The 22,965-nt window shown below is 67.4% G+C and carries 20 protein-coding genes; 8 read left to right on the top strand and 12 right to left on the bottom strand.

Annotation, left to right across the window (positions count from 1 at the left end):
- The first annotated feature begins 10 nt into the window (after positions 1-10).
- Positions 11-238, top strand: coding sequence for a sulfurtransferase TusA family protein (locus F624_RS0130725; protein WP_019578212.1), 228 nt, complete (start codon positions 11-13; stop codon positions 236-238).
- 96 nt (positions 239-334) lie between these two features.
- On the opposite strand, the gene galU is transcribed toward F624_RS0130725, so the two are convergent.
- Both galU and F624_RS0130715 read right to left on the bottom strand, forming a co-directional pair.
- Positions 335-1,222: a UTP--glucose-1-phosphate uridylyltransferase GalU gene (gene galU, locus F624_RS0130720; RefSeq protein ID WP_019578211.1), complete on the bottom strand. Its 888-nt coding sequence runs from the start codon at positions 1,220-1,222 to the stop codon at positions 335-337.
- Positions 1,223-4,114: a valine--tRNA ligase gene (locus F624_RS0130715; RefSeq protein WP_019578210.1), complete on the bottom strand. Its 2,892-nt coding sequence runs from the start codon at positions 4,112-4,114 to the stop codon at positions 1,223-1,225.
- Between the two features lie 388 nt (positions 4,115-4,502).
- Between F624_RS0130715 and F624_RS0130710 the strand changes: the two genes are divergently transcribed.
- Together F624_RS0130710 and F624_RS0130705 are read left to right on the top strand one after the other, a co-directional pair.
- Complete coding sequence (locus F624_RS0130710; protein ID WP_019578209.1) at positions 4,503-5,342, top strand: hypothetical protein; 840 nt, start codon at positions 4,503-4,505, stop codon at positions 5,340-5,342.
- A 14-nt stretch (positions 5,343-5,356) separates the two neighbouring features.
- Positions 5,357-6,436 carry an adenylate/guanylate cyclase domain-containing protein gene (locus F624_RS0130705; protein WP_019578208.1) on the top strand — a complete coding sequence of 360 codons (1,080 nt, stop codon included), beginning with the start codon at positions 5,357-5,359 and terminating at the stop codon, positions 6,434-6,436.
- A 96-nt stretch (positions 6,437-6,532) separates the two neighbouring features.
- Here F624_RS0130705 and F624_RS0130700 read toward each other — a convergent pair whose 3' ends face one another.
- The 7 genes from F624_RS0130700 to hemC form a co-directional block, all read right to left on the bottom strand.
- Positions 6,533-7,108: a YceI family protein gene (locus F624_RS0130700; protein ID WP_031256854.1), complete on the bottom strand. Its 576-nt coding sequence runs from the start codon at positions 7,106-7,108 to the stop codon at positions 6,533-6,535.
- A 66-nt stretch (positions 7,109-7,174) separates the two neighbouring features.
- Complete coding sequence (locus tag F624_RS0130695) at positions 7,175-7,747, bottom strand: YceI family protein (RefSeq protein WP_031256853.1); 573 nt, start codon at positions 7,745-7,747, stop codon at positions 7,175-7,177.
- An 83-nt stretch (positions 7,748-7,830) separates the two neighbouring features.
- The gene (locus F624_RS0130690) at positions 7,831-8,397 is read right to left on the bottom strand and encodes a cytochrome b (RefSeq protein WP_019578205.1); all 567 of its coding nucleotides are present in this window, start codon (positions 8,395-8,397) and stop codon (positions 7,831-7,833) included.
- Positions 8,398-8,563: 166 nt separating this feature from the next.
- Entirely contained in the window at positions 8,564-9,841 is a 1,278-nt protein-coding gene (locus tag F624_RS0130685) for a heme biosynthesis protein HemY (RefSeq protein WP_019578204.1), read from the bottom strand.
- A 16-nt stretch (positions 9,842-9,857) separates the two neighbouring features.
- The gene (locus F624_RS0130680) at positions 9,858-10,973 is read right to left on the bottom strand and encodes a uroporphyrinogen-III C-methyltransferase (protein ID WP_019578203.1); all 1,116 of its coding nucleotides are present in this window, start codon (positions 10,971-10,973) and stop codon (positions 9,858-9,860) included.
- Entirely contained in the window at positions 10,970-11,767 is a 798-nt protein-coding gene (locus tag F624_RS0130675) for a uroporphyrinogen-III synthase (protein WP_019578202.1), read from the bottom strand. Before F624_RS0130675 ends, F624_RS0130680 begins: the two co-directional genes overlap by 4 nt.
- Before the next feature lie 23 nt (positions 11,768-11,790).
- On the bottom strand, positions 11,791-12,759 hold the full coding sequence (gene hemC, locus F624_RS0130670; RefSeq protein ID WP_019578201.1) for a hydroxymethylbilane synthase: 969 nt from the start codon (positions 12,757-12,759) through the stop codon (positions 11,791-11,793).
- A 132-nt stretch (positions 12,760-12,891) separates the two neighbouring features.
- Between hemC and ppc the strand changes: the two genes are divergently transcribed.
- Both ppc and yccS read left to right on the top strand, forming a co-directional pair.
- Complete coding sequence (gene ppc, locus F624_RS0130665) at positions 12,892-15,714, top strand: phosphoenolpyruvate carboxylase (protein WP_019578200.1); 2,823 nt, start codon at positions 12,892-12,894, stop codon at positions 15,712-15,714.
- Positions 15,715-15,875: 161 nt separating this feature from the next.
- Entirely contained in the window at positions 15,876-18,083 is a 2,208-nt protein-coding gene (gene yccS / locus F624_RS0130660) for a YccS family putative transporter (protein WP_019578199.1), read from the top strand.
- A gap of 34 nt (positions 18,084-18,117) precedes the next feature.
- On the opposite strand, the gene F624_RS0130655 is transcribed toward yccS, so the two are convergent.
- Together F624_RS0130655 and F624_RS0130650 are read right to left on the bottom strand one after the other, a co-directional pair.
- Complete coding sequence (locus tag F624_RS0130655) at positions 18,118-19,092, bottom strand: Bug family tripartite tricarboxylate transporter substrate binding protein (protein ID WP_019578198.1); 975 nt, start codon at positions 19,090-19,092, stop codon at positions 18,118-18,120.
- Positions 19,093-19,282: 190 nt separating this feature from the next.
- A complete protein-coding gene (locus tag F624_RS0130650; RefSeq protein WP_031256849.1) occupies positions 19,283-20,299 on the bottom strand; it encodes a 1-aminocyclopropane-1-carboxylate deaminase in 1,017 nt (338 codons plus the stop codon).
- 203 nt (positions 20,300-20,502) lie between these two features.
- Between F624_RS0130650 and F624_RS0130645 the strand changes: the two genes are divergently transcribed.
- The 3 genes from F624_RS0130645 (at position 20,503) to F624_RS0130635 (ending at position 22,381) form a co-directional block, all read left to right on the top strand.
- Entirely contained in the window at positions 20,503-21,027 is a 525-nt protein-coding gene (locus tag F624_RS0130645) for an Lrp/AsnC family transcriptional regulator (RefSeq protein ID WP_031256847.1), read from the top strand.
- Between the two features lie 95 nt (positions 21,028-21,122).
- Positions 21,123-21,839, top strand: a complete 717-nt coding sequence (locus tag F624_RS0130640) for a hypothetical protein (protein WP_157443717.1) — start codon at positions 21,123-21,125, stop codon at positions 21,837-21,839.
- Positions 21,836-22,381: a FlgO family outer membrane protein gene (locus F624_RS0130635; protein WP_031256845.1), complete on the top strand. Its 546-nt coding sequence runs from the start codon at positions 21,836-21,838 to the stop codon at positions 22,379-22,381. The genes F624_RS0130640 and F624_RS0130635 overlap by 4 nt, the downstream gene beginning before the upstream one ends.
- Before the next feature lie 77 nt (positions 22,382-22,458).
- Here F624_RS0130635 and flhC read toward each other — a convergent pair.
- A partial coding sequence (gene flhC, locus F624_RS0130630) for a flagellar transcriptional regulator FlhC (protein WP_019577077.1) occupies positions 22,459-22,965 on the bottom strand: 507 nt, incomplete at its 5' end.

Here is a 22,965-nt window from a genome sequence, read left to right as displayed (position 1 = left end):
AGGAACCCAGATGGACATCCACAAAGAAATCGACACCCGCGGCCTGAACTGCCCGCTGCCCATCCTGAAGGCCAAGAAGGCGCTGACGGACATGCTGAGCGGCCAGCTGCTCAAGGTGGTGGCCACCGACCCGGGCTCGACGCGCGACTTCCAGGCCTTTGCCAAGCAGACCGGCAACGAGCTGGTCGAGCAGAAGACCCAGGGCGAAGAGTTCATCCACGTGCTGCGCCGCCGCTGAGGCGGGTGGCCCTCCACTCAACACACCAAGCAAAACAGCCACCTGGGCTTGCGCCCGGGTGGCTGTTTTTGCGTCAGGGGCCTGGCTGAGCCCGCCTCAGAGCGTCAGGCCCTTGAGGTATTCGCGGAAACCAGCGCCCACTTCAGGGTGTTGCAAGGCCAGTTCCACCGTGGCTTCCAGAAAGCCTTCCTTGCTGCCGCAGTCGTAGCGCTTGCCTTCGTATTGCCAGGCGTACACGGCCTCGGTGGTCATCAGGCGGGCGATGGCATCGGTCAGCTGGATCTCGCCGCCGGCGCCACGGGGCTGGTTGGCCAGCATGTCGAAGATGGCCGGGGTCAGCACGTAGCGGCCTGCCACGCCCATGCGCGAGGGTGCCACTTCGGGCATGGGCTTTTCGACGATGTGGCTGACCTTGAGCACGCGGTCGTCCACGGGCTCGCCCACCACAATGCCGTAGCGGCGCACGTGTTCCAGCGGCACCTCTTGCACCGCCAGGATCGAGCGGCCCAGCTTGGCAAACTGGCGCGTCATCTGGGCCATCACAGGTTCGCCGCCGGCTGAGGCGGACATCAGGTCGTCGGCCAGCAGCACGGCAAAGGGCTCGTTGCCCACCAGGTGGGCGGCGCACAGCACGGCGTGGCCCAGGCCCATCGAGCGGGGCTGGCGCACGTAGGAGAAGGTCATGCCCTCGGGGCGCAGTTCGCGCAGCCGGGCCAGCATCTCGGTCTTGTGGGCGGCTTCCAGCTCGGCTTCGAGTTCGTAGGCGGTGTCAAAGTGGTCTTCGATGGCGCGCTTGCTGCGGCCGGTGACAAAGATCATGTGGTCGATGCCGGCGGCATGGGCCTCTTCAACCGCGTACTGGATCAGCGGCTTGTCGACCACGGGCAGCATTTCCTTGGGGCTGGCCTTGGTGGCCGGCAGAAAACGCGTGCCCAGCCCTGCGACCGGAAAAACCGCTTTGCGAACAGTCTGCTTGATATTCATTTATTTCATCCTCCTGAGTTGATCTTCGATGCCAGCCAACTTGGTTGAGAAGTCGGCTACCCGCTTTTTCTCTTGTTCAATCACTGCCGGTGGGGCCTTGGCCACAAAGGCTTCGTTCGACAACTTGCCTTGGGCCTTGGCAATCTCGCCTGCGAGGCGCGCTGCCTCCTTGGCCAGACGGGCCTTCTCGGCAGCCACGTCGATTTCCACGAACAGGCACACCCGGGCCTGACCCACCACCGCCACCGGGGCCGCCTGCGCGGCTTCGGCCCATTCGGCTTCGGTGGCAAACAGCTTCACCTCGCTCAATTTGGCCAGCGCCTGCAGTATGGCGGCCGATTGTTGCAGGAAGGTGGCTTCGTCGGGCTGGCTGGCCACGGCCAGCAAGGGCAGGCGGGTGGCGGGCGACACGCCCAGTTCGCCACGCAGATTGCGACAGGCGTCCACCAGGGCCTTCAGGCGCTCCACATGCGCGATGGCAGCCGGGTCGATCTTGGCGGGCTGCGACTCGGGGTAGCGCGCCACGCTGATTGATTCGCCCTTGAGGCCGGCCACGGGGGCCACGATTTGCCACAGTTCTTCGGTGATGAAAGGAATGATGGGGTGGGCCAGGCGCAGGATGGCTTCCAGTGTGCGAATCAGCGTGCGACGGGTGCCCCGTTGTTGTGCTTCATCACCGGTCTGGATCTGCACTTTGGCAATTTCCAGGTACCAGTCGCAAAATTCGTTCCAGACGAAGTCGTACAGGCGGTTGGCCACGTTGTCGAGGCGGTATTCCTCGAAACCCTTTGCCACATCGGCCTCGACTTGCTGCAGCACCGAGGCGATCCAGCGGTCGGGCTGGCTGAAGCTCATGTAGCCATGGGCCTTGCCGCCAGGGGCGCAGTCGGCCTTGGTGTGCTCCAGCAGGCCGCAGTCATGGCCTTCGCAGTTCATCAGCACGAAGCGGGTGGCGTTCCAGAGCTTGTTGCAGAAGTTGCGGTAGCCCTCGCAGCGCTTGCTGTCGAAGTTGATGCTGCGCCCCAGCGAGGCCAGCGCGGCAAAGGTGAAGCGCAGCGCATCGGCCCCATAGGCCGGAATGCCTTCGGGGAACTCTTTTTGCGTGTTCTTGCGCACCTGGGGGGCGGTTTCGGGCTTGCGCAGGCCGGTGGTGCGCTTGTCCAGCAGGGGCTCCAGCGAGATGCCGTCGATCAGGTCCACCGGGTCGAGCACATTGCCTTCCGACTTGCTCATCTTCTTGCCCTGCGCATCGCGCACCAAGCCGTGGATGTACACGTGCTTGAAGGGCACCCGGCCCGTGAAGTGGGTGGTCATCATGATCATCCGGGCCACCCAGAAGAAGATGATGTCGTAGCCCGTCACCAGCACGGTGCTGGGCAGGTACAGGTTGAAGTCGTCGGTGGCCGAGTCGGTCTGCTCGGGCCAGCCCATGGTGCTGAAAGGGACCAGGGCGGATGAATACCAGGTGTCCAGCACGTCTTCATCGCGGCGCAGCGTCTTGCCCGGGGCCTTGGCCTGGGCTTCGGCTTCGTTGCGGGCCACGATCACGTGGCCGTCTTCGTCGTACCAGGCCGGAATCTGGTGGCCCCACCACAGCTGGCGGCTGATGCACCAGTCCTGGATGTTGTTCATCCACTGGTTGTAGGTGTTGACCCAGTTCTCGGGCACGAACTTGACCTCGCCGCTGGCCACGGCGTCGATGGCCTTCTGGGCGATTGATTTGCCGGTGGGGTCTTGCTCGCTGACCTTGCTCATGGCGACAAACCATTGGTCTGTGAGCATGGGTTCAATGACTTGCCCGGTGCGGGTGCAGCGCGGCACCATCAGCTTGTGCTTTTTCACCTCGACCAGGGCGCCGGCGGCTTCCAGGTCGGCCACCACGGCCTTGCGGGCCACAAAGCGGTCCAGGCCCTGGTACTTGGCGGGGGCGTTCTCGTTGATCTTGGCTTCGAGCGTCAGCACGCAGATCATCGGCAGGCCGTGGCGCTGGCCCACGGCGTAGTCGTTCTGGTCGTGCGCCGGGGTCACCTTGACCACGCCGGTGCCGAACTCGCGGTCCACGTAGTCGTCGGCAATCACCGGGATCTCGCGGTCGGTCAGCGGCAGCTTGACCATTTTGCCGATCAGGGCGGTGTAGCGTTCGTCTTCGGGGTGCACCATCACGGCCACGTCACCCAGCAGGGTTTCAGGGCGGGTGGTGGCCACGGTCAGGCTGCCCGAGCCATCGGCCAGCGGGTAGGCGATGTGCCACAGGCTGCCGTCTTCCTCTTCGCTTTCCACCTCGAGGTCGGACACAGCCGACATCAGCACCGGGTCCCAGTTGACCAGGCGCTTGCCGCGGTAGATCAGGCCTTGCTCGTACAGGCGCACAAAGGTGTCGGTCACCACGCTGGAGAGCTTGTCGTCCATCGTGAAGTACTCGCGGCTCCAGTCCACGCTGTCGCCCATGCGGCGCATCTGGGTGGTGATGGTGTTGCCGGATTTCTCCTTCCACTCCCACACCTTGCTGACGAAGTTCTTGCGGCCCAGGTCATGGCGGCTGAGCTTTTGCTCCTGCAGCTGGCGCTCCACCACGATCTGGGTGGCGATGCCCGCGTGGTCGGTGCCGGGCACCCAGACGGTGTTGAAGCCCTTCATGCGGTGGTAGCGCGTGAGGCTGTCCATGATGGTCTGGTTGAACGCGTGGCCCATGTGCAGCGTGCCGGTCACGTTGGGCGGCGGCAGCTGGATGGCGAACGAGGGGGCATCGGCCTGGGCCGCGCCGGTGCCGCGGAAGCCGGCGGCACCGTAGCCGCGCTTTTCCCATTCGGGGCCCCACTGGGCCTCGATGGCAGCAGGTTCAAAGGACTTCGAAAGGCTGTTCAGCCCGGGCTGTTGAATGGTGTCGCTCATGGCGTGGCAAATTGAAACGGCACCCTGGGGTGCCGTTGGAGACTGTTGCAGGATGAGGCCGATTTTAGCGGCCCGTCAGCCCATATCCCCAGCGGCTGCGCAGATTCGCATGGCTGGGCCCGTGCCGACGCACTGAACAGCACCTGCTATTGAAAATGAAGCGACCGTGCCGCCCTTGGCCAGCACGGCGCCGTGATGGCTGTCTGCCGCGCATTTCTGCCGCGCCTCCCGCCGACCTGGGCAGGTCACGGACGTCATGACCACGTCATGGCAGCATGTTTTGCTTGGGGCCGGCCCCCAGTTTCGCGGGGCTTTGGGAGGATCGGACGGGATGGGAATGCCGCTGAGGACCGCTGGCCGGTGGATCCGGTCCCATAATTGCGACCCTATGAACTCGATCGTCACGGATCATCGCCTGGTGCGGCCCAAGGCCTCGGGTGCGCGCCTGGTCACTGGGTGGGGCGCGGTGCTGATGGTGGCGTGCATGGGGCTCAACAGCCTGGTGGGCACGGCTTGGGCCGATCAAAGCACTGCCGCTGCTGCCGAGCCTGCGGTCAACCCGGCTGCGGCGCCGGATCACCCCTACAAACTCACCTTCGGCCTGTACCCGATGCAGGGGGGTGGGCTGCCCGCCAGCACCGGTGCCGATCTGAACCTGCGCTACGGCTACGGCAGTGGCAATGTCTGGCTGGGGCGCTACCAGGCCGATGGCCAGGGCACGCAATGGCGGGGTGGTTGGGATCGCTCGGTGCCGCTGCCCGGCGGCTGGCGCCTGCAGCCCTCTTTGCAACTGGCCTCGGGTGGCTTTGCCGGCGGCAGCGTGGGCCTGGAGCGGGGCGAGCGATGGGTGGCGGGTGCGGGCCTGGGTCGCACCAATCTGCGCCCCTATGTGAACCTCAATTTCGATCCCAACGATGCCTGGATGCTGTGGGCGGGCTACCACCCCACCGAGTCGCAGTCGCTGTCGGTGCTGGTGGTGCGTGACAACCGGCAGAACCCCGACCAGCAGCACATGCACCTGGTCTACCGCGGCCCTGTGGACGATGGCCTGCGGCTGACGGTGGATGTGCTGCGCAAGACGGGGCTGGTGGACGGGCAGGGCATCCGGCGCCTGGGTTGGTCGCTGGGGTTGGACGGGACGCGCACTTTTGTGCACCTGGCCTGGGATCCCAATGTCAACTTCAGCAGCCAGAACATGTGGCGCCTGTCCACGGGCTGGCGATTTTGAGGGAGGCAGAGCAGATGGACAGGATCGAAATCGACACTTCGGCCCAGGCCTTGCGCGTGCAGGCATTGGTGCGACGCGACACCGGGCAGGTGCTGAGCGCTGACGGCCTGTCCGAGTTGCTGGCTCTGACCGCCCATGGCGTGCAGGCCCCCTGGAGCGACCCGGTCCACCAGCGAGAGGTCACCGTGTTGCTGGCCGATCTGCGTGGTTTCACGGCGCTCACGGCCACCCAGCCTGCCGGGGTCATCATTGCGCTGCTGAACCGCTGCCTGGCGGTGATCAGTGAGGTGATCCTGCGTCACGGCGGCACCATCGACAAGTTCATGGGCGACTCGGTGATGGCCTTGTTCGGGGCGCCGCAAGGGCGCCCCGACGACGTGGAGAGGGCCCTGGTGTGTGCGGTCGAGATGCAACTCGCCATGGCCGAGCTCAACCAGGAGGGGCCGCGTCAGGGCCTGCCCGAACTGTACATGGGCATTGGCATCAACACGGGGCAGGTGATTGCGGGCCGCTTTGGTTCGGCCGCCTATTCGCAGTACACGGTGATCGGCGATGAGGTCAATCTGGCCTCGCGCATCGAATCCTTCAGCCTGCGCGGGCAGGTGCTGGTCAGCGAGCACACCTACCAGCGCTGTGCGCACCTGGTGGAGGCCTCCGGCCCCATGGAGGTGCACGTCAAGGGCAAGAGCGAAGCCGTGCGCGTGCGCGAGGTGGTGGCCATCCCGTCGCGCGGGCTGCATGTGCCGCGTGCCGAAGTGCGGCGCAGTCACCGTGTGGAGGTACGGCTGCCGTGCACGATGCAGGAACTGCAGCACAAGGTGGTGCTGCCGTCGCACTTGCCTGCCGTGATCATCGATGTAGGCTACTACGGCCTGCAGATTGAACTGGATCAGCCGCTGGAGCCCTTTGCCGAGCTGAAGCTGGAGTTTGCGCTGCTGCTGGTCGATTTCACGGTCAGCGACGTGTACGCCAAGGTGGTCAAGTGCCGCCCCAGCGAGGGGCGTTGGCGCGCGGGCCTGGAGTTCACCGCCATCGGTGTCGAGAGCAGCGCCCGCTTGCAGACCTTCGTCCAGTTGTTGGTGGCCGTGCGCTGAGGCGGCGCCAGCGCCCGGCAGGCGCAAAAAAACCGCCGGCGCCCGGTGGGCTGCGGCGGCTGGTTCAGGCCGGCCTCTGCGAGGCCAGCGGGCCGTTTACTGCTTGACGGCTTCGACCTGCACCACCAGGTGCACGTTCTTTGGGAAGCCCCAGTCGATGCCGTAGTTCATGCCCCATTGGGTGCGGTCGATGGTGGCTTCGAAGTCGCCACCGCACACTTCACGCTTGAGCATGGGGCTTTGGTAGCAGTTGAACTGCTTGGCGGTCAGGGTCAGGGGGGCGGTCTTGCCCAGCAGGGTCAGGTTGCCAGCCACGCTCGTCACCTTGTCGCCGTCAAAGGTGAACTTGTCACCCACGAACTTGAAGGTGGGGAACTGCGGTGCATTGAACAGGTCGGCGCTTTGCAGGTGCTTGTCGAAGGCAGCGGTGCCGCTGTTGATCGAGGTGGCATCGAAGGTGATCTCGACCTTGCCGGTCTTGGCGGCCTTGTCCAGTTGCACGGAGCCTTCCTTCTTGTCGAAGCGGCCCCGGTTCACGGCAGCACCGAAGTGGCTGATTTCGAAGGTCGCGAAGGTGTGGGTCGGGTCAATGCCGTAGGTGGCAGTTTCAGCCTGGGCCAGGCCGGCAGAGAGGGCGGCCGCAGCGGCCAGGGCGATCATCGAAATACGCATGGTTGAAAACTCCTGTTGGGAATGGGTGAAAAAGAAAAACAGACGTGATTCAGAGAGCGGTGCGGATCAGAGCTTGTTCACACCGGTCAGGGCAAACTTGAACTTCACCTGCACGTCGTCGGCCACCATGCCGGTGTCCGACCACTCGCCTTCGCCGATCTTGAAGACCAGGCGCTTGATCGGCAGCACGCCGGTGGCCAGGGTGGTGGCGCCGTTCTGGGTCAGGGTCAAGGGCACGACCACATCTTGAGCATGGCCCTTGATGCTCAGCTTGCCGCTGATCTCAAACTTGCCACCGCCCAGGCCCTTGGCCGAGGTGGACTGGAAGGTGGCCTGCGGGAACTTGGCGGTGTTGAACCAGGGGGCCTTGGGCAGCTCGGCATCGCTTTCAGGCACGCCCAGGGTGGCGCTGGCCACATCCACCGTCATGGCGATCTTGCTGGTTTCGGGCTTGGCCGGGTCGAAGTTGAGCTGGGCATCGAACTTCTTGAAGCGGCCTTCGACCGGCACGCCCATCTGCTTGCTCACAAACACGATCTCGCTCTGGGCGGGCACCAGCTTCTGGTCGGCATGGGCTGGCGAAAAGGCGGCGATGGCGCTCAGGGCCAGGGAGGCGGCGAGGGCGCGCTTGAAAATCATGGTCATGGTTCACTCCTGTTGCGGCCCGCAGGCCGGCTGGAAAAATGGGAAATCAGAGAGCCGAAAAAGGGGGGGGGCGTGCTTCAGCCACGGCCCGGCAGCATGCGGTTGATCAGGCCGTCGCGGTCGATCAACTGGTGCTTGAAGGCGGCGGCCACGTGCAGGGCGGCCAGGCCGGCCAGGGCCCAGGCAGCGATTTCGTGCCAGGGCTTGATCAACTCGGCCAGGGGCTTGTCGGGGGCCACCAGGTCGGGCAGGGGCAGCACGCCGAACAGCACCACCGGAAAGCCGGCGGCCGAGCTGTAGGCCCAGCCAATCAGCGGCACGGCAAAGAACAGCAGGTACAGCAGGTGGTGCGTGCCATGGTGGGCCACGCGCTGCCAGGCCGGCATGGCCTGTTCGATGGTCGCGGGCAGCTCGGGCGGGCGGTGGGTGACGCGCCACAGCAGCCGCAGCACCGACAGGATCAGGATCGACATGCCGGCCCATTTGTGCCAGCTGTAGTACTTGAGGCGTTGGGGAGAGAAGGGCAAATCGGCCATGTACAGGCCGAGGCAGAAGGTGCCCAGCAGCGCAGCGGCCAGCAGCCAGTGCAAGGCCATCGCCAGCGCGCTGTAGCGCTTGGGGGAGCCGTTTGAAACAGAGGTCATGAATGAAACCCGGATTGAAGACGGTGTGTGGACTGTTTGATCAACAACAAGTTCCTGAACTGTCTGCAGTGTAGGAAGCGCGTCTGCCTCCGGGTTTCAGCGTGATTGACGCTTCAATTCAAAAAAATTGAATGCTCCAGCCCCTGGAGCCGGGGTGCCAGCGCCCTCAGGGGCAGAGCGCTGCGTTGCGCCAGGCGGCGGCGGCGGCGGGCTCGTCGCCACGGCGTTCAGCCAGCAGGGCCAGCGCCCGCCAGGCATTGCGCTGCAGGGGCCCGGCCTCCAGGTGCTGGCTGGCCTGGGTCAGCAGTTGCTGGGCCTTGCCCCACAGCTGGCGCTTCAGGCAGGCCACACCGGCCAGGTACTCCAGCCGGGCGTTGCGCGGGTTGGCCTGCTGGGCACTTTCGATGCGTGCCAGCCAGGGGGCATCCAGCGATTCCATGCTGTTTTCCAGGGCCTCGACCAACTTCTGCTGCAGGTGCTCCGGCAGCGAGTCGGGCAGGCTGACCATGCGCTCCCACACCGGCAGCAGCCAGTGCCGGGCGTGTGCGTCGTCGCCCCCGAGCTGGCTCAGGCGATGCGCGGCCTGCAGGGCCAGTTCAGGCATCTGGCGTTCTGCCGGGTCGAGCTGCTGCCAGACCTGCTGCAGCTGGGCCGGGTCGTGGGCCGAGTTCAGCAGTTCGGCCGCCAGCCCGCGCACGATGCTCTGGGCGGCCGCGGTGGAGAAGGCGCGGTGCTTGGCCAGCAGGCGGGCGGTTTCCAGGGCCACCAGGGTCTGACCGGCCAGGCGCGCGGCCTTGAGCCGGGTGCGCAGCGCGATGGTGCGCCGCGAGGCGCCCTGGGGCAGCTCTTCCAGCCGGGCCAGGGCCCCGGAGGCGTCGCGGTCGTCCAGCATCCAGCGCGCCGAGCGCAGCTGGGCGCCTTCGTGCAGTTCCTGGGTCTGGGCGTTCTGACGCAGGGCGGTTTCTTCCAGCGCCTGGCGCAGGTGCTCATCGCGCCGGCTGCGGTCTTGCAGCGCGTGGGCACCGTCGGCGGCCACCAGGTGGGCCAGGGTGCGCAGCTGGGGGCCGGCAGCGCCGTAGTGGGCACTGGCGCTGAGCGACTGCTCCTGCGCCAGCGCCGCCTCGGCCGCCTTGCTGGCCCGCACGAAGCGGCCCGAAAGCAGATGGGTCATGGCGTCCAGCAGGGCGCCGTGCATGGCGCGCTCTTTCTGCTGCAGGCGCCAGCGGCGGGCGTGGTGGGGCATGTCGAACAGGGCGGCCAGGGCCTGCAGGGCGGCATGCAAGACCACGAAGCCGCCGACCAGCAGCAGCAACACCATGTTCAGGGACAGGTCGATCCGGTACGGTGGCCAGAACAGGGTCACCGTGCCCTGGTTGTTGCCGGCAAACAAGGCCATGGCGACGGCAATGCCGAACAGGGCCAGAAACCACAAGGCTGCGCGCATGGTGGGCCTCTTTTCCTCAGCGGCCCGCGGCGGCGGTGGCCAGCGCGGTCAGGGTTTCGTCCAGGCGCGGCAACTCCACCGCCTTGAGCTGGCCTTGCAGCTGCAGCAGCAGGGTGGCTGCGCTCTGGGTGCGGCGCGAGGCCGGGTCGAAATACTTGTTGATCTGGGTGGCGGCGGCGGCCAGGTCGGCGCGGGCCGATTCGGTCTGGCGGGCCAGCACGCCCAGGCGGGCGTTGAGCAACTTCAGCTTGAGGTTCTCACGCAGGAAAAAGCTCTGCTCAGGCGCCAGCAGGGCGGCCTCGGGCTGGTCGATGCGGCTCACGCGCACCAGGTTGCGCATCTCGTCGCGCACCAGGGCCAGGGCCTTGCCGGCGGTGTTGTTCCACCAGTCCTGGGCCTGGGCCGCGGCGCCGGCCGGGGCGGTGCCGTTGGCGGGCGGGGCGGGGCGGCGCCCCGGGGCGTTGGCAACGGCATTGAGCACGGGCAGATCGTCGACCTGGCGGGCCAGCTCGTCCAGGCGGGCCAGCAGGCCGGGCGTGTCGGTCACGCTGGCCGACTTGATGCGGTCGCTGTCGTGCTGGATGGCGCGCTGCAAGGGGGCCAGCCGGGGCTGGGCCGCGCGGGCGATGCGCTGGTCGGCGGTCTTGAGGGCGGCCAGCATGGGCTCGACGCTGCCGGTCAGCTGGGCCTGTTGCTGGGCCAGGCGCAGCGAGGATTCGATGTCGACCACCAGGTTCTCGTCGCGCGAGCGCGACAGGCTTTGCATCAGCTCTTCGAGCTGGGTGCGCTGCAGGGCCACTTCGCTGAGCCGGGTTTCATTGACGCTGACCCGGGCCGAGGCATCGCGGGCCAGCTCCTGGGCCTGGCGGGCCAGGGCGCGGGCTTCGATGGCCTGGCTGCTGCTGTCGGCAGACTGGCGGGCCAGCTGCTCCTGCAGGTTGCCGAGCTTCTGCCACAGCGAAACACTGGCCACCAAGGCCAGGCCGGCCACGGCCAGAGCGGCCCAGGTCAAGGCCTGCCCAGGTCTGCTGCGGACGCCACGGGCGGCGCGGGGCGCGGCCGGGGCGTGCGCCGCGGGCTGGGGCTGACGGGACTCGTCGGGCGGGGTTTCGATCGGGGGCACTGAACTCATGTCAGGGATTCTATCGAGGCCGCCACGTCATCCAGCGTCGGTCGGGTGGCGTGGACCTGGCCGAAGCCGGCGCGGGCGGCTGCTTCGGCGATGCGCGGGTGCGTCACCAGGGCGCGGGCCCGCTCCCAGCCGGCCTCGGGCAGCCAGCTCTGCAGGTTGCGCACCGCCTCCGAACTGCTGAACAGCCAGACCGTGCCATCGCTGGCCGCGGCCAGGGCGCGTTCGCGCAAAACCCCGCCATGGGCCGGCGGGCGGCGTTCGTAGGCCACGTGGTGGCTGACCTGGCCGCCGGCCTCGGTGATGCGCTGGCTCAGCCATTCGCGCCCCGAACCTCGGCCGGCCTGTTCCGGGGGCAGGGCGGCGGCGGGGTCGGCGGGGGCGTCGACGCCGCGCACGATCAGCACCGGGTCGCCGGGGCCGATCTGCGCCTGCACCAGGGGCCACAGGTGTTCCGAGTCGAACTGGCCCGCTTCGGCGGGTGGGGTGGCGATGCGTTCGGGGGGTACGCCGGCGGCCAGCAGGGCGCGGGCCGTGCCCGGCCCGGGGGCCCAGCAGTGCGCCTGGCTCAGGCAGGCCTGGGCGCCGGGCGTGCTGGCAAAGTGCTGTACCGCATTGCCGCTGACGAACATCAGCGCCCGCCAGCGGGTCGCAGCCAGGTGCTGCAGGCCGGCGCGCGGGGCGGCGATCTCGATCAGGGGCAGGGCCTCGGCCTGCAGGCCGCGCAGGCCCAGTTGCCGGGCCCAGTCACTGGCCTCGGGCTCGGGCCGGGTGACCAGGACGCGCGGGGCGGGCATGGGGTGGCGGGTGTTCAGGGGTGTCAGGGCGTGTCAGGCGTGGGCAGCACGCGGCGTGCGCCACCGGCTTGCAGCAGCTCGGCCACTTCTTCGCCCAGTTCGGCGGCGCTGGCCAGCGAATCCAGGCTGCGCTGGCCGCTGGCGCGCACCAGGGCCACACTGGCGCTGTCCGGGTCGCCCCAGGCGGCGCGCAGGCGCAGCTCGTCGCCATGCCATTCGCCGTGGGCGGCCAGGGGCATGGAGCAGCTGCCGCCCATGGCGCGGCTGACGGCGCGCTCGGCGGTCACGGTGAGCCAGGTGCGCTGGTGGGCCAGGGGGGCCAGTGCCGCGCGCAGGTCGGCGCGCCCGCTGCGGATCTCGATGCCCAGCGCGCCCTGGCCGGCCGCTGGCAGCATGTGGTCGGGCTCGAACACGGCGCGGATGCGTGCGGCCAGGCCCAGGCGCTTCAGGCCGGCGGCCGCCAGCACAATGCCGGCGTACTGGCCGTCGTCGAGCTTCTTGAGTCGGGTGTCGAGGTTGCCACGCAGGGGCTCGATGCGCAGGTCGGGGCGCAGCGCGCGCAGCAGCACCGTGCGGCGCAGGCTGGAGGTGCCCACCACGGCGCCTTCGGGCAATTCTTGCAACGAGGCGTATTGGGGCGAGACAAAGGCGTCGCGCGGGTCTTCGCGCTCCATCACACAGGCCAGCTCGAAGCCTTCGGGCAGGTCCATGGGCACATCCTTGAGCGAGTGCACGGCGATGTCGGCGCGGCCTTCTTCGAGGGCCACTTCAAGTTCTTTGACGAACAGGCCCTTGCCACCCACCTTGGACAGCGAGCGGTCCAGGATCTGGTCGCCCTTGGTGGTCATGCCCAGCAGGGTGACGGTGTGGCCGTGTGCCTCCAGCAGCGCCTTGACGTGTTCGGCCTGCCACAGGGCGAGCCGGCTTTCGCGGGTGGCGATCACGATCGGACCAAGTTGGGGTGCGACGATGGGGGCGGCTGGCTGGCTCAAGCTCGTAACCTTTTTGTAATCTTCAAGCGGTCTTGGATGCTAGCATGCCCCGCATTCCACTCTGAACCGACCGCCTGTGTTCCAGCGGTCGGTTCCGAGCCGCGCCCGCCACACCCTCTTGGAGACAGACGCATGAAACGATCCGACAAGGACCAGCCCCTGATTGACGACATCCGCCTCTTGGGGCGCATCCTGGGGGACGTGATCCGGGAGCAGGAGGGCGTGGCCGCCTACGAACTGGTGGAGCAGGTGCGCAAGCTGTCGGTGGCGTTCCGCCGCGATGCCGACCAGGAAGCCGACCGGGCGCTGAAGAAGCTGCTCAAGTCGCTGTCGGGCGACCAGACCGTGAGCGTGATCCGCGCCTTCACCTATTTCAGCCACCTGGCCAACCTGGCCGAAGACCGGCACCACATCCGCCGCCGCACGGTGCACGAACGCGCCGGCGACACGCAGGAGGGCAGCATCGAAGTGGCCATGGCGCGCCTGCGCTGGGCCGGCATCGCCCCCAAGACCATCTCGCAGACCCTGGCGCAGAGTTATGTGGCGCCGGTGCTCACCGCCCACCCGACCGAGGTGCAGCGCAAGAGCATCCTGGACGCCGAGCGCGACATTGCGCAGCTGCTGACGGCGCGCGACGAGATCCGGCTGCGCGCGCTGGTCTACAACACCTCCAAGGATGCCCTCACCCCGCGTGAACTGGCCGCCAACGAGGCCTTGCTGCGCGCCCGCGTGATGCAGCTGTGGCACACCCGACTGCTGCGCTACTCCAAGCTCACCGTGGCCGACGAGATCGAGAACGCACTGAGCTACTACGAGGCCACCTTTTTGCGCGAGATCCCCAAGCTGTATGCCGATCTGGAGCGCGAGTTGGGCAACCACCCGGTGGCCACCTTCTTCCGCATGGGGCAGTGGATCGGCGGCGACCGCGACGGCAACCCCAACGTCAGTGCTGCCACACTGGAGTACGCGCTCAAGCGCCAGGCCGAGGTGGCGCTGCGCCACTACCTGACCGAGGTGCATTACCTGGGCGGCGAGTTGTCGATGTCGGCCCGCCTGGTGGGCGTGACGCCCGAGATGCAGGCCCTGGCCGAGCGCTCGCCCGACACCAACGAGCACCGCCAGGACGAGCCCTACCGCCGCGCCCTGACCGGTGTCTACGCCCGCCTGGCCGCCAGCCTGAAGGACCTGACCGGGGGCGATGCCGCCCGCCACGCCGTGGCGCCGCAGAACGCCTACCCCGATGCGGCCGATTTTCTGGCCGATCTGCGCGTGATCGAGGCCTCCTTGAACGCCCACCACGGCGAGGCCCTGGTCAATGAGCGGCTGCACCCCCTGATCCGCGCGGTCGAGGTGTTCGGCTTTCACCTGGCCACGGTCGATCTGCGCCAGAGCTCGGACAAGCACGAAGAGGTGGTGGCCGAGCTGCTGGCCACGGCCCGCATCGAGCCCGACTACAGCAGCCTGCAGGAGGCGGCCAAGCGCGCCCTGCTGGTCAAGCTGCTCAACGACGCCCGCCCGCTGCGTGTGATGGGGGCCCCCTATTCGGCCCATGCCCGCAGCGAGCTGGCCATCTTCGAGGCGGCCCGCGTGATGCGCCAGCGTTACGGCCACCAGGCCATTCGCCACTACATCATCAGCCACACCGAGACCGTCAGCGACCTGCTGGAGGTGATGCTGCTGCAAAAAGAGGTGGGCCTGGTGCGTGGCCTGCTGCAGGAGACCACGGCCGGCGTGACGCCCGCTGTCAGCGACCTGATCGTGGTGCCCTTGTTCGAGACCATCGAAGACCTGCGCAATGCCGCGCCCATCATGCGCGAGTTCTATGCCCTGCCGGGCATGGCCGAGCTGGTGCAGCGCAGCGGGGGCGAGCAGGACATCATGCTGGGCTACTCCGACAGCAACAAGGACGGCGGCATCTTCACCAGCAACTGGGAGCTCTACCGGGCCGAGATCGCCCTGGTCGATCTGTTCGAGGAGCTGGCGGCCAGCCACGGCATCCAGCTGCGCATGTTCCATGGCCGTGGCGGCACGGTGGGGCGTGGCGGCGGCCCGAGCTACCAGGCCATCCTGGCCCAGCCCCCCGGCACGGTGCGTGGCCAGATCCGCCTGACCGAGCAGGGCGAGGTGATCGGCTCGAAGTACGCCAACCCCGAGATTGGCCGGCGCAACCTCGAAACCCTGGTCGCCGCCACGCTGGAGGCCACACTGCTGCAGCCCACCAAGCCCGCCACCAAGGCCTTCCACCAGGCCGCGGCCGAGCTGTCGCAGGCCAGCATGGGGGCTTACCGGGCGCTGGTCTATGAAACCAACGGCTTCACCGACTATTTCTTCGGCTCCACACCGATCCGTGAGATTGCCGAGCTCAACATCGGCTCGCGCCCGGCCTCGCGCAAGGCCAGCCAGCGCATCGAAGACCTGCGCGCCATCCCCTGGGGCTTCAGCTGGGGCCAGTGCCGCCTCACCTTGCCGGGCTGGTTCGGTTTCGGTTCGGCCGTCGAGGCCTTCCTGGCCCGCCCGGCTGCTGCCGGCAAGGACGGTCGCAAGGAGGCGCTGGCCCTGCTGCAACGCATGTACCGCCAGTGGCCCTTCTTCCGCACCCTGTTGTCGAACATGGACATGGTGCTGGCCAAGAGCGATCTGGCCCTGGCCTCGCGCTATGCCGAACTGGTGAGCGATTCGCGCCTGCGCAAGAAGGTGTTCGCCATGATCGAGGCCGAATGGCACCGCACCGCCGAGGCCCTGACCCAGATCACCGGCGACAAGCAGCGCCTGGCGCACAACGAGGCGCTGGCGCGCTCCATCCGGCACCGCTTCCCCTACATCGACCCGCTGCACCACCTGCAGGTTGAGCTGGTGCGGCGTTACCGCTCGGGCAGCGATTCGGATGAGCGCGTGCAGACGGGTATCCACATCTCCATCAACGGGATTGCAGCCGGTTTGCGCAACACCGGTTGAGGGTGTGATGGAGGGCACCCGGGCCAGCTTGAGGCCGCTTGGGTGCACACTGGCGCGCAAATTGCAGTGAGACAGGGCAGGCCTTCGGGCCTGCTTTTGTTCTGGGCATTTCTGTTTTTTGCAACAAGGTATTCATCATGGTGGGCCCGATGTGGAGTCCGATGTGGCACTGGAATTGGCAGTCCGGCTGGCATTACAAATTTCTGCTCAAGGGCGTGCGCGCCCTGATCGCGCTGGGCACGGTGGTGGCCGGCGCCTGGTGGCTGGACGAGACGGCGGCGCTGATCCCGCTGGTGCTGGGTGTGAACGCCAGCGCCCTGGCCGAGACCGATGACAGCTGGCGCGGGCGCCTGCGCGCGCTGCTGATCACCTTGCTGTGCTTTGCCGCCATGGCGCTGGCGGTGCAGTTCACCCTGCACAGCAAGCCGGCCTTGATGGCGGTGCTGGCGCTGGCCGCGGTGGGCCTGGCCCTGCTGGGGGCGCTGAGCGAGAGCTACCGGGCCATCGGCTCGGCCACCTTGATCCTGGGCCTGTACACCGCCTTGGCCGCGCATGGCGACGAGGCTGCCGCCCCGGGCCTGCCGCACGCGCTGTTGTTGTTGGCCGGCGCGGCCTGGTATGGGCTGCTGTCGGTGTGCTGGGCGGCCTGGTTTCCCAACCTGCAGGTGGTGCAGAACCTGGCCTTGCTGTACGAGGCCCTGGGCGAGTACCTGCGCCTGAAGTCGCGCCTGTTCGAGCCCGTGCGCGGGGTGGACATCGAGCGCCGCCGCGTCGGCCTGGCGCTGCAGAACGGCCGCGTGGTGCAGGCCCTGAACCAGACCAAGGAAAGCCTGCTGAGCCGGCGCCCGCGCAACGCCGGCCCCACGCTGGAGACCGCCGGCCCGCGCTGGCTGCGTCTGGCCTTGCAGCAGTACCTGGTGGCGCAGGACCTGCACGAGCGGGCCAGCTCCTCGCATGAGAACTACGAGTTGCTGGCGCAGAGCTTCTTCCACAGCGATGTGCTGTACCGCTGCCAGCGCGTGCTGGCCGGGGTGGGGCAGGATTGCACCCGGCTGGCCCAGGCGCTGCGCCTGCAAGGCCCGGTCGAGGCGGTGAGCGCCAGCCAGCCGGCCCTGGAAGACCTGCAGGGCTCGATTGCGCTGCTGGAGTCCTTGCCCGAGCTGGCCTGGGCGCAGCGTGAGCCCGGCGCCGGGGCGCCGCTTGCGTTGCCCCGGCTCTTGCGCTCGTTGCGCGCGCTGGCACGCAACCTGGCGGGCATGCAGCAGGTGATCCGCAGCGCCTTGTGGCCCGAGCAATACCCCTTGCTGCAGGCCGACACCAGCCTGCTGGACCGGGGGCCGCGCAACCTGGCCGAGGCCTGGGGGCGCATCCGCCAGCAGTTCAGTGCCAGCTCGGTGTTGCTGCGCCATGGCCTGCGCCTGGCGGTGGCCCTGATGGTGGCCTTTGTCTGGATGACGGTGAGCGGCGATGAGCACGGTTTCTGGATCCTGCTCACCATCGTGTTCGTGTGCCGCCCCCATTACGGTGACACCCTGCGCCGCCTGGGCCAGCGGGTGGGCGGCACGGTGCTCGGGTTGATGGTGGGCTGGGCCCTGCTCAAGCTGTTTCCGGGGGTGTTGCTGCAGTCGGTGTTCACCGTGGCGGCCGGGGTGGTTTTTGTGGCGGCGCGCCAGACCCGTTACACCCTGGCCTCGGGGGCCATCACCATCCTGGTGTTGCTGGCCTTCAACCAGGTGGGCAATGGCTTCGACCTGATCTTGCCGCGCTTGTTGGACACCTTGATTGGCGCCCTGATCGCCGGCCTGACGGTCTGGCTGGTGCTGCCCGACTGGCAGTCGCGGCAACTGCCGAAACTGTCTGCACAGCTGCTGCGCAGCCAGGCCGCCTACCTGCGCGAGATCGCCCGCCAATACCAGTCGGGCAAGCGCGAGCACCTGGACTACCGGCTGGCGCGGCGCAATGCCCACAATGCCGATGCGGCGCTGTCCGGTGCCTTGAGCGAGGTGTTCAACGAGCCGGCCTACCTGCGGCGCCATGGCGCGGCCGGCATGCGCTTCATGGTGCAAGCCCACACCTTGTTGAATTACCTGTCGGCCCTGGGGGCGCACCGCCTGGAGGGCCAGGCCCAGGAGTTCGCGCCCGATGTGGTCCAGGCGGTCGACCTGTTGCTGAACACGCTGGCCGACACGGCCACCGCCATCGAAGGCGGGGTGCAGTCATTGGCGCCCGTCGATGCCGCCGCGCTGGCCTTGCCGGTTGCGGCCGACGCCGAGGCCGGGCCTGATCTGGTGCTGCGCTCGCAGCTGCATCTGGCGCTCAGCCTGGTGCCCGAGCTGCAACGCCAGGCGCTGGCGCTGGCGGGGCGCTGAAGGCATTCCCCCCGGATCGTGCGGGGGCGGCCGCTCATTCGGCCTGGATGCCGGCCCGCAGGGCAATGGCGCGCATGCGGGGCAGTTCGGCGTCGATCAGCTTGCTGACGGCCTGGGCCGAGGCCCAGTCCTTCTGCATCCCGGCGGCCAGCAGCTTGTCGCGCAGGTCGTTGTCGCTCATGGTCTCGGCCAGGGCCACCTGCAGGCGCTGGCGTGCGTCGGCCGGCAGGCCGCGCGGGGCCATCAGGGCCAGCCAGGCGTCAAAGGCGAAATCGGTGCCTGTGCTTTCGGCCACCGTGGGCACTTCGGGCAGCAGGGGGGAACGCTGGGGGCCGGTGAGCGCGATCACCTTGATCTTGCCGCTGCGCACATGCGGCAGGGCCGCGGCCACGGTGTCGATGCTGATGGGCACCTGGCCCCCGATCAGGTCGGTCATGGCGGGGGCGCTGCCTTTGTAGGGCACGTGCAGCAGCTTGATGCCCAGGGCGTTCCACACCAGTTCACCGGCAAAGTGCGAGCTGGTGCCGCTGCCGAACGAGGCGTAGGCGTAGCGATCGGGTGCCTGCTTCACGGCGCTCACCAGTTGCTTGAGCGTGTCGATCGGCACCTGCTTGTTGACCAGCACCGCCATGGGCACGCGCGCCGTCATGCCGATGGGCTCGAAGCTTTTCACCGGGTCGTAGGGCAGGCGTGGGTTGAGGGCCGGGTTCAGGGTGAAGGTGGAGCCTGAGCTGAGCAGCAGGGTGTAGCCATCGGCCGGGGCGTTGGCCACCACGGTGGCGCCGACCACGGTGCCGGCACCGGCCCGGTTGTCGATGACCACGGACTGGCCCAGGCGTTCGCCCAGCTTTTTGCCGATCAGGCGGCCGGCCACATCGGTGGCGCCGCCTGGCGGGAAGGGAATCACCAGTTGCAAGGGGTGGTTGGGAAAGGCCTGGGCCCGGGCCTGGCCCAGGGGGAGCAGGGAGGCGGCCAGGGCCTGGGTGAACTGACGCTTGGTGAGGTTCATGGTGTGGCAGCGAAAAGAAGGGCTTGAGGGGGGTGAGGTTCTCGGGCCCGCCGCGCCTGGGCAGGCCGGGCCCGGGCTCGTGGACCGAGCCTCAGGCCTTGTCGGGCGCTTGTCTCCTTGTCGCTGCGCGGCCGGCCCGCCAGGGGCTCCGCGCGCGGTGGGCGGTCTTGGCGGACCGCCCACCCTGGGATCAGCCGTTGCGGAACAGGAAGCTGTAGGCGTTGAGGGCCGGCACGCCGCCGAGGTGGGCGTACAGCACGCGCGAGCCGGCGGGGAATTCGCCGTTGCGCACCCTGTCAATCATCCCGTGCATCGATTTGCCTTCGTACACCGGGTCGGTCAGCATGCCTTCCTGACGGGCGCACAGGCGGATGGCTTCCAGCGTGCCTTCGTTGGGCAGGCCGTACTCGGGGCCGCCGTAGCGGGTGTCCAGCACCACGTCTTCGGCCGTGATCTCCTGGCCCAGCTCGACCAGCTTGGCGGTGTTCTGTGCAATGCGCAGCACCTGGGCGTGGGTTTGCTCAGGCTTGGCCGAGGCATCGATGCCGATCACGCGGCGTGCACGGCCGTCGGCGGCAAAGCCCACCACCATGCCGGCATGGGTGCTGCCGGTGACCGAGCAGACCACGATGTAGTCGAACTTGAAGCCCAGTTCGGCTTCCTGGGCACGCACTTCTTCGGCAAAGGCCACAAAGCCCAGGCCGCCGTAGGGGTGCTCGGAGCAGCCTGCAGGCACCGGGAACGGCTTGCCGCCGGCGCGGCGCACGTCTTCCATGGCTTGCTCCCAGCTGGGGCGGATGCCGATGTCAAAGCCGGCATCGTCCATGCGCACGTCGGCACCCATGATGCGCGACATCTCGATGTTGCCCACCCGGTCGTACACCGCGTCGCTGTAGTTGACCCAGTTTTCCTGCACCAGCACGCACTTCATGCCCAGGTGCGCCGCCACGGCCGCCACCTGGCGGGTCTGGTTCGACTGGATGCCGCCGATGGACACCAGGGTGTCGTAGCCGCCGGCAATCGCCTCCGGGATCAGGTATTCGAGCTTGCGCGTCTTGTTGCCGCCGAAGGCCAGGCCGCTGTTGCAGTCCTCGCGCTTGGCGTACAGCTCGACCTTGCCGCCCAGGTGGGCGCTCAGGCGTTTCAGGGGCTGGATCGGGCTGGGGCCGAAGGTCAGGGGATAGCGGGGGAATTTCTGCAGGTTCATGGTTTTCTCACGGGGTTGAAGGGTGGCGACCCAGGCCTCGAAGCTGGCGAACAGGCTTGGCATTGCAGCACCTTTCTTCGAGCGGGTTGGTGTGACAATGCTATGAAATATGTTGATTAACAGGATTGCGAAATAAGTCTGAAAAATCTTCAAATACATTGTCAAAATTTATTTATTGATTTGAAAAGTTCTTAAATTAAGAAATGAGCACAATAAAAGTTCGTTCAAAGAATGCCCATGAAGCGCCCGCCTCTGACCCCGTGAACAGCGAGCTGGACCGCACCGATCGCGCCTTGCTCAAGCTGCTGCAGCGCGATGCCTCGCTGTCGAACGTGGCCCTGGCCGAGAAGGTGCATCTGAGCCCGCCCGCCTGCCTGCGCCGGGTCGAGCGCCTGCGCCAGGCCGGCTACATCCAGCGCACCGTGGCCTTGCTCAACCCCCAGGCGCTGGGGGCCGGCATGGTGGTGCTGATCGGGGTGGTGCTGGACCGCTCCACGCCCGAGTCCTTCGAGGCGTTCGAGAAAGCGGCCGCCAAGATCTCGGGCTGCATGGAGTGCCACGTGGTCACCGGCGAGTTCGACTACTTCCTGCTGGTGCGCACGCGCAACAGCGAGACCTTCAACCAGTTGCACGCCGAACAACTGCTGTACCTGCCCGGGGTGCGGCAGATCCGCTCGTTCATGGGGCTCAAGCAGGTGCTGTCGACCACCCAGCTGCCCCTGTCTTGAGGAATGGCGGGCATTCCCGGCTTTCTTTGGCCGATGCGGCGGGTGCCGGGCCTTTAGCATCGGGTGCGATGACAAGCGTTAAAAGGTGTGTGAGCATGAAGCCAAGCTGTTGGACCCCTCTGGTGCTGGGTGCTGCCCTGCTGGCAGGCGGCTGCAGTTCGCTGGATGTGCCGCGCGCCGACAACTACCCGATCAGCAGCCAGAAAAAAGCCCGCTCGGTGCACCACTGGGATGTGCTGGCCGATGACTCGGCACGCCGAATCGCCGACAAGATCCGCAGCTACCCCATGGCCTTGCCGGCGGTGTATGTGGTGCCTGCGGCCCCGGGCTCGTTCAACCAGAGCTTTCGCGAACTGCTGCTGACCCGGCTGGTGGACCATGGCGCCATCGTGTCGCGCCAACCCGGGCCATTGGTGGTGCGCTTTGAAACCCAGTTGATCGAACACCCCAGTGGGGTGGAGAACCAGAGCCCGATGCCCGCCCTGGGCCTGGCTGCGGGCATCTCGGTGGTGCGCGATCTGTATGCCTATGACCACGTGACCGGCAACTATGTGGGCAGCCTGATGACGCTGGGGGCGATCACCGATCTGTCGCGCCGCTGGCGTGACGGCACGGCCGCCGGCGGCCCCACCCGCACCGAGGTGCTGATCACCACCTCCCTGGAGCGCGAGGACACTTTTCTGGCCCGCACTTCCGACGTCTATTACATCGATGGTGAAGATGGGGGCCTGTACGTGCCCAAGCCGATCAAGGCGGCCGATGCCGGTCCGCCCCCGGTGGCCACACGCAACTGGAAGGTGGTGGGCCCATGACGCAGCCTCGACGTCGCCGTGTGCTTGGCTTGGCCGTGGCGGGTGCGGCCGCGGCCGCCCTGGGCCTGGCGGCCTGCTCGTCGACCCCGCCGGTGGACGAGAACGTGCGCACCGACCTGATCGACGTCAACTACAAGGCAGCCGACGCCCTGGTGGCCGGGCTGCAACTGGACCGCAAGCAGCCTTTGCTGGTGGCCACCTTTGTGAATCTCGAGGTGTTGACCGAGTCCTCCCGCCTGGGACGCCTGTTCTCCGAGCTGGTGGGCGGGCGCCTGGCCCAGCGCGGCTACGCGGTGAAAGAACTCAAGCTGCGCGAGAACCTGTTCATGAAGGCCTCGCAAGGCGCGCTGCTGCTGTCGCGCGAGGTGCAGGACATCAGCCAGACCCAGGCTGCCCAGGCCGTCATCGTGGGCACCTACACCTCATCGGGCAAGATGCTCTACCTCAGCGTGAAACTGGTGGTGCCCGAGGGCAATGTGGTGCTGGCCGCACATGACTACGCCATGCCGATCGACGCCAACATCAAGGGCCTGCTCAAATAGACCGGGCTTTGGCCCCCAGACAAAACGCCCCGCGGCGCAAGCCGGCGGGGCGTTTTGTCTTGTGGGGAGGAGAGGTGTCAGTGCACCATGAGTGCGCCGCTGGCCTTGCTCTTGCCGGCGCGTGCCGGGGGGTTGCACAGGCCGCACAGGAAGTGGCGTGCGTTCTCGTAGGGCTCGGTGACGAACTTGCCGGCGCAGCGCGAGCAGGCGGTCATGGTGAGCATGTCGGCGTCGACGAACTTGACCAGGCGCCAGGCGCGGGTGAAGGACAGCAGGGGCTCGATCTCGGCGGCCTGGACCTGCTCGTTGTACAGGCGCCAGGCCTTGGTGAGCAGGTCGATGCTGTCCATGTCGGCGGCCTTGGACAGGTACTCGTAGATGTTGAGGAACAGCGAGGAGTGGATGTTCTCCTGCCAGGTGAGGAACCAGTCGGTGGAGAAGGGCAACTGGCCCTTGGAGGGGGACTTGCCGGCGATCTCTTTGTACAGGCGGATGAGGCGCTCGTAGGAGAGGGAGGTTTCGGATTCGAGGACCTGCATGCGGGCGCCCATGCGGATGAGCATGGCGGCGCGCTCGATCTGGCG

It is taken from the genome of Curvibacter lanceolatus ATCC 14669 (assembly GCF_000381265.1).
Classification (GTDB): Bacteria; Pseudomonadota; Gammaproteobacteria; order Burkholderiales; family Burkholderiaceae_C; genus Curvibacter; species Curvibacter lanceolatus.
Note: the sequence above shows the minus strand (reverse complement) of the source record. Positions and strands in the feature narration are given on the sequence as shown.

What these genes read in the sequence shown, in the direction of transcription:
- F624_RS0130725 (WP_019578212.1), top strand. Translation starts at nt 11, where the DNA reads ATGGACATCCACAAAGAAATCGACACCCGCGGCCTGAACTGCCCGCTG.
- galU (WP_019578211.1), bottom strand. Translation starts at nt 1,222, where the DNA reads ATGAATATCAAGCAGACTGTTCGCAAAGCGGTTTTTCCGGTCGCAGGG.
- F624_RS0130715 (WP_019578210.1), bottom strand. Translation starts at nt 4,114, where the DNA reads ATGAGCGACACCATTCAACAGCCCGGGCTGAACAGCCTTTCGAAGTCC.
- F624_RS0130710 (WP_019578209.1), top strand. Translation starts at nt 4,503, where the DNA reads ATGAACTCGATCGTCACGGATCATCGCCTGGTGCGGCCCAAGGCCTCG.
- F624_RS0130705 (WP_019578208.1), top strand. Translation starts at nt 5,357, where the DNA reads ATGGACAGGATCGAAATCGACACTTCGGCCCAGGCCTTGCGCGTGCAG.
- F624_RS0130700 (WP_031256854.1), bottom strand. Translation starts at nt 7,108, where the DNA reads ATGCGTATTTCGATGATCGCCCTGGCCGCTGCGGCCGCCCTCTCTGCC.
- F624_RS0130695 (WP_031256853.1), bottom strand. Translation starts at nt 7,747, where the DNA reads ATGATTTTCAAGCGCGCCCTCGCCGCCTCCCTGGCCCTGAGCGCCATC.
- F624_RS0130690 (WP_019578205.1), bottom strand. Translation starts at nt 8,397, where the DNA reads ATGACCTCTGTTTCAAACGGCTCCCCCAAGCGCTACAGCGCGCTGGCG.
- F624_RS0130685 (WP_019578204.1), bottom strand. Translation starts at nt 9,841, where the DNA reads ATGCGCGCAGCCTTGTGGTTTCTGGCCCTGTTCGGCATTGCCGTCGCC.
- F624_RS0130680 (WP_019578203.1), bottom strand. Translation starts at nt 10,973, where the DNA reads ATGAGTTCAGTGCCCCCGATCGAAACCCCGCCCGACGAGTCCCGTCAG.
- F624_RS0130675 (WP_019578202.1), bottom strand. Translation starts at nt 11,767, where the DNA reads ATGCCCGCCCCGCGCGTCCTGGTCACCCGGCCCGAGCCCGAGGCCAGT.
- ppc (WP_019578200.1), top strand. Translation starts at nt 12,892, where the DNA reads ATGAAACGATCCGACAAGGACCAGCCCCTGATTGACGACATCCGCCTC.
- yccS (WP_019578199.1), top strand. Translation starts at nt 15,876, where the DNA reads ATGTGGCACTGGAATTGGCAGTCCGGCTGGCATTACAAATTTCTGCTC.
- F624_RS0130655 (WP_019578198.1), bottom strand. Translation starts at nt 19,092, where the DNA reads ATGAACCTCACCAAGCGTCAGTTCACCCAGGCCCTGGCCGCCTCCCTG.
- F624_RS0130650 (WP_031256849.1), bottom strand. Translation starts at nt 20,299, where the DNA reads ATGAACCTGCAGAAATTCCCCCGCTATCCCCTGACCTTCGGCCCCAGC.
- F624_RS0130645 (WP_031256847.1), top strand. Translation starts at nt 20,503, where the DNA reads ATGAGCACAATAAAAGTTCGTTCAAAGAATGCCCATGAAGCGCCCGCC.
- F624_RS0130640 (WP_157443717.1), top strand. Translation starts at nt 21,123, where the DNA reads ATGAAGCCAAGCTGTTGGACCCCTCTGGTGCTGGGTGCTGCCCTGCTG.
- F624_RS0130635 (WP_031256845.1), top strand. Translation starts at nt 21,836, where the DNA reads ATGACGCAGCCTCGACGTCGCCGTGTGCTTGGCTTGGCCGTGGCGGGT.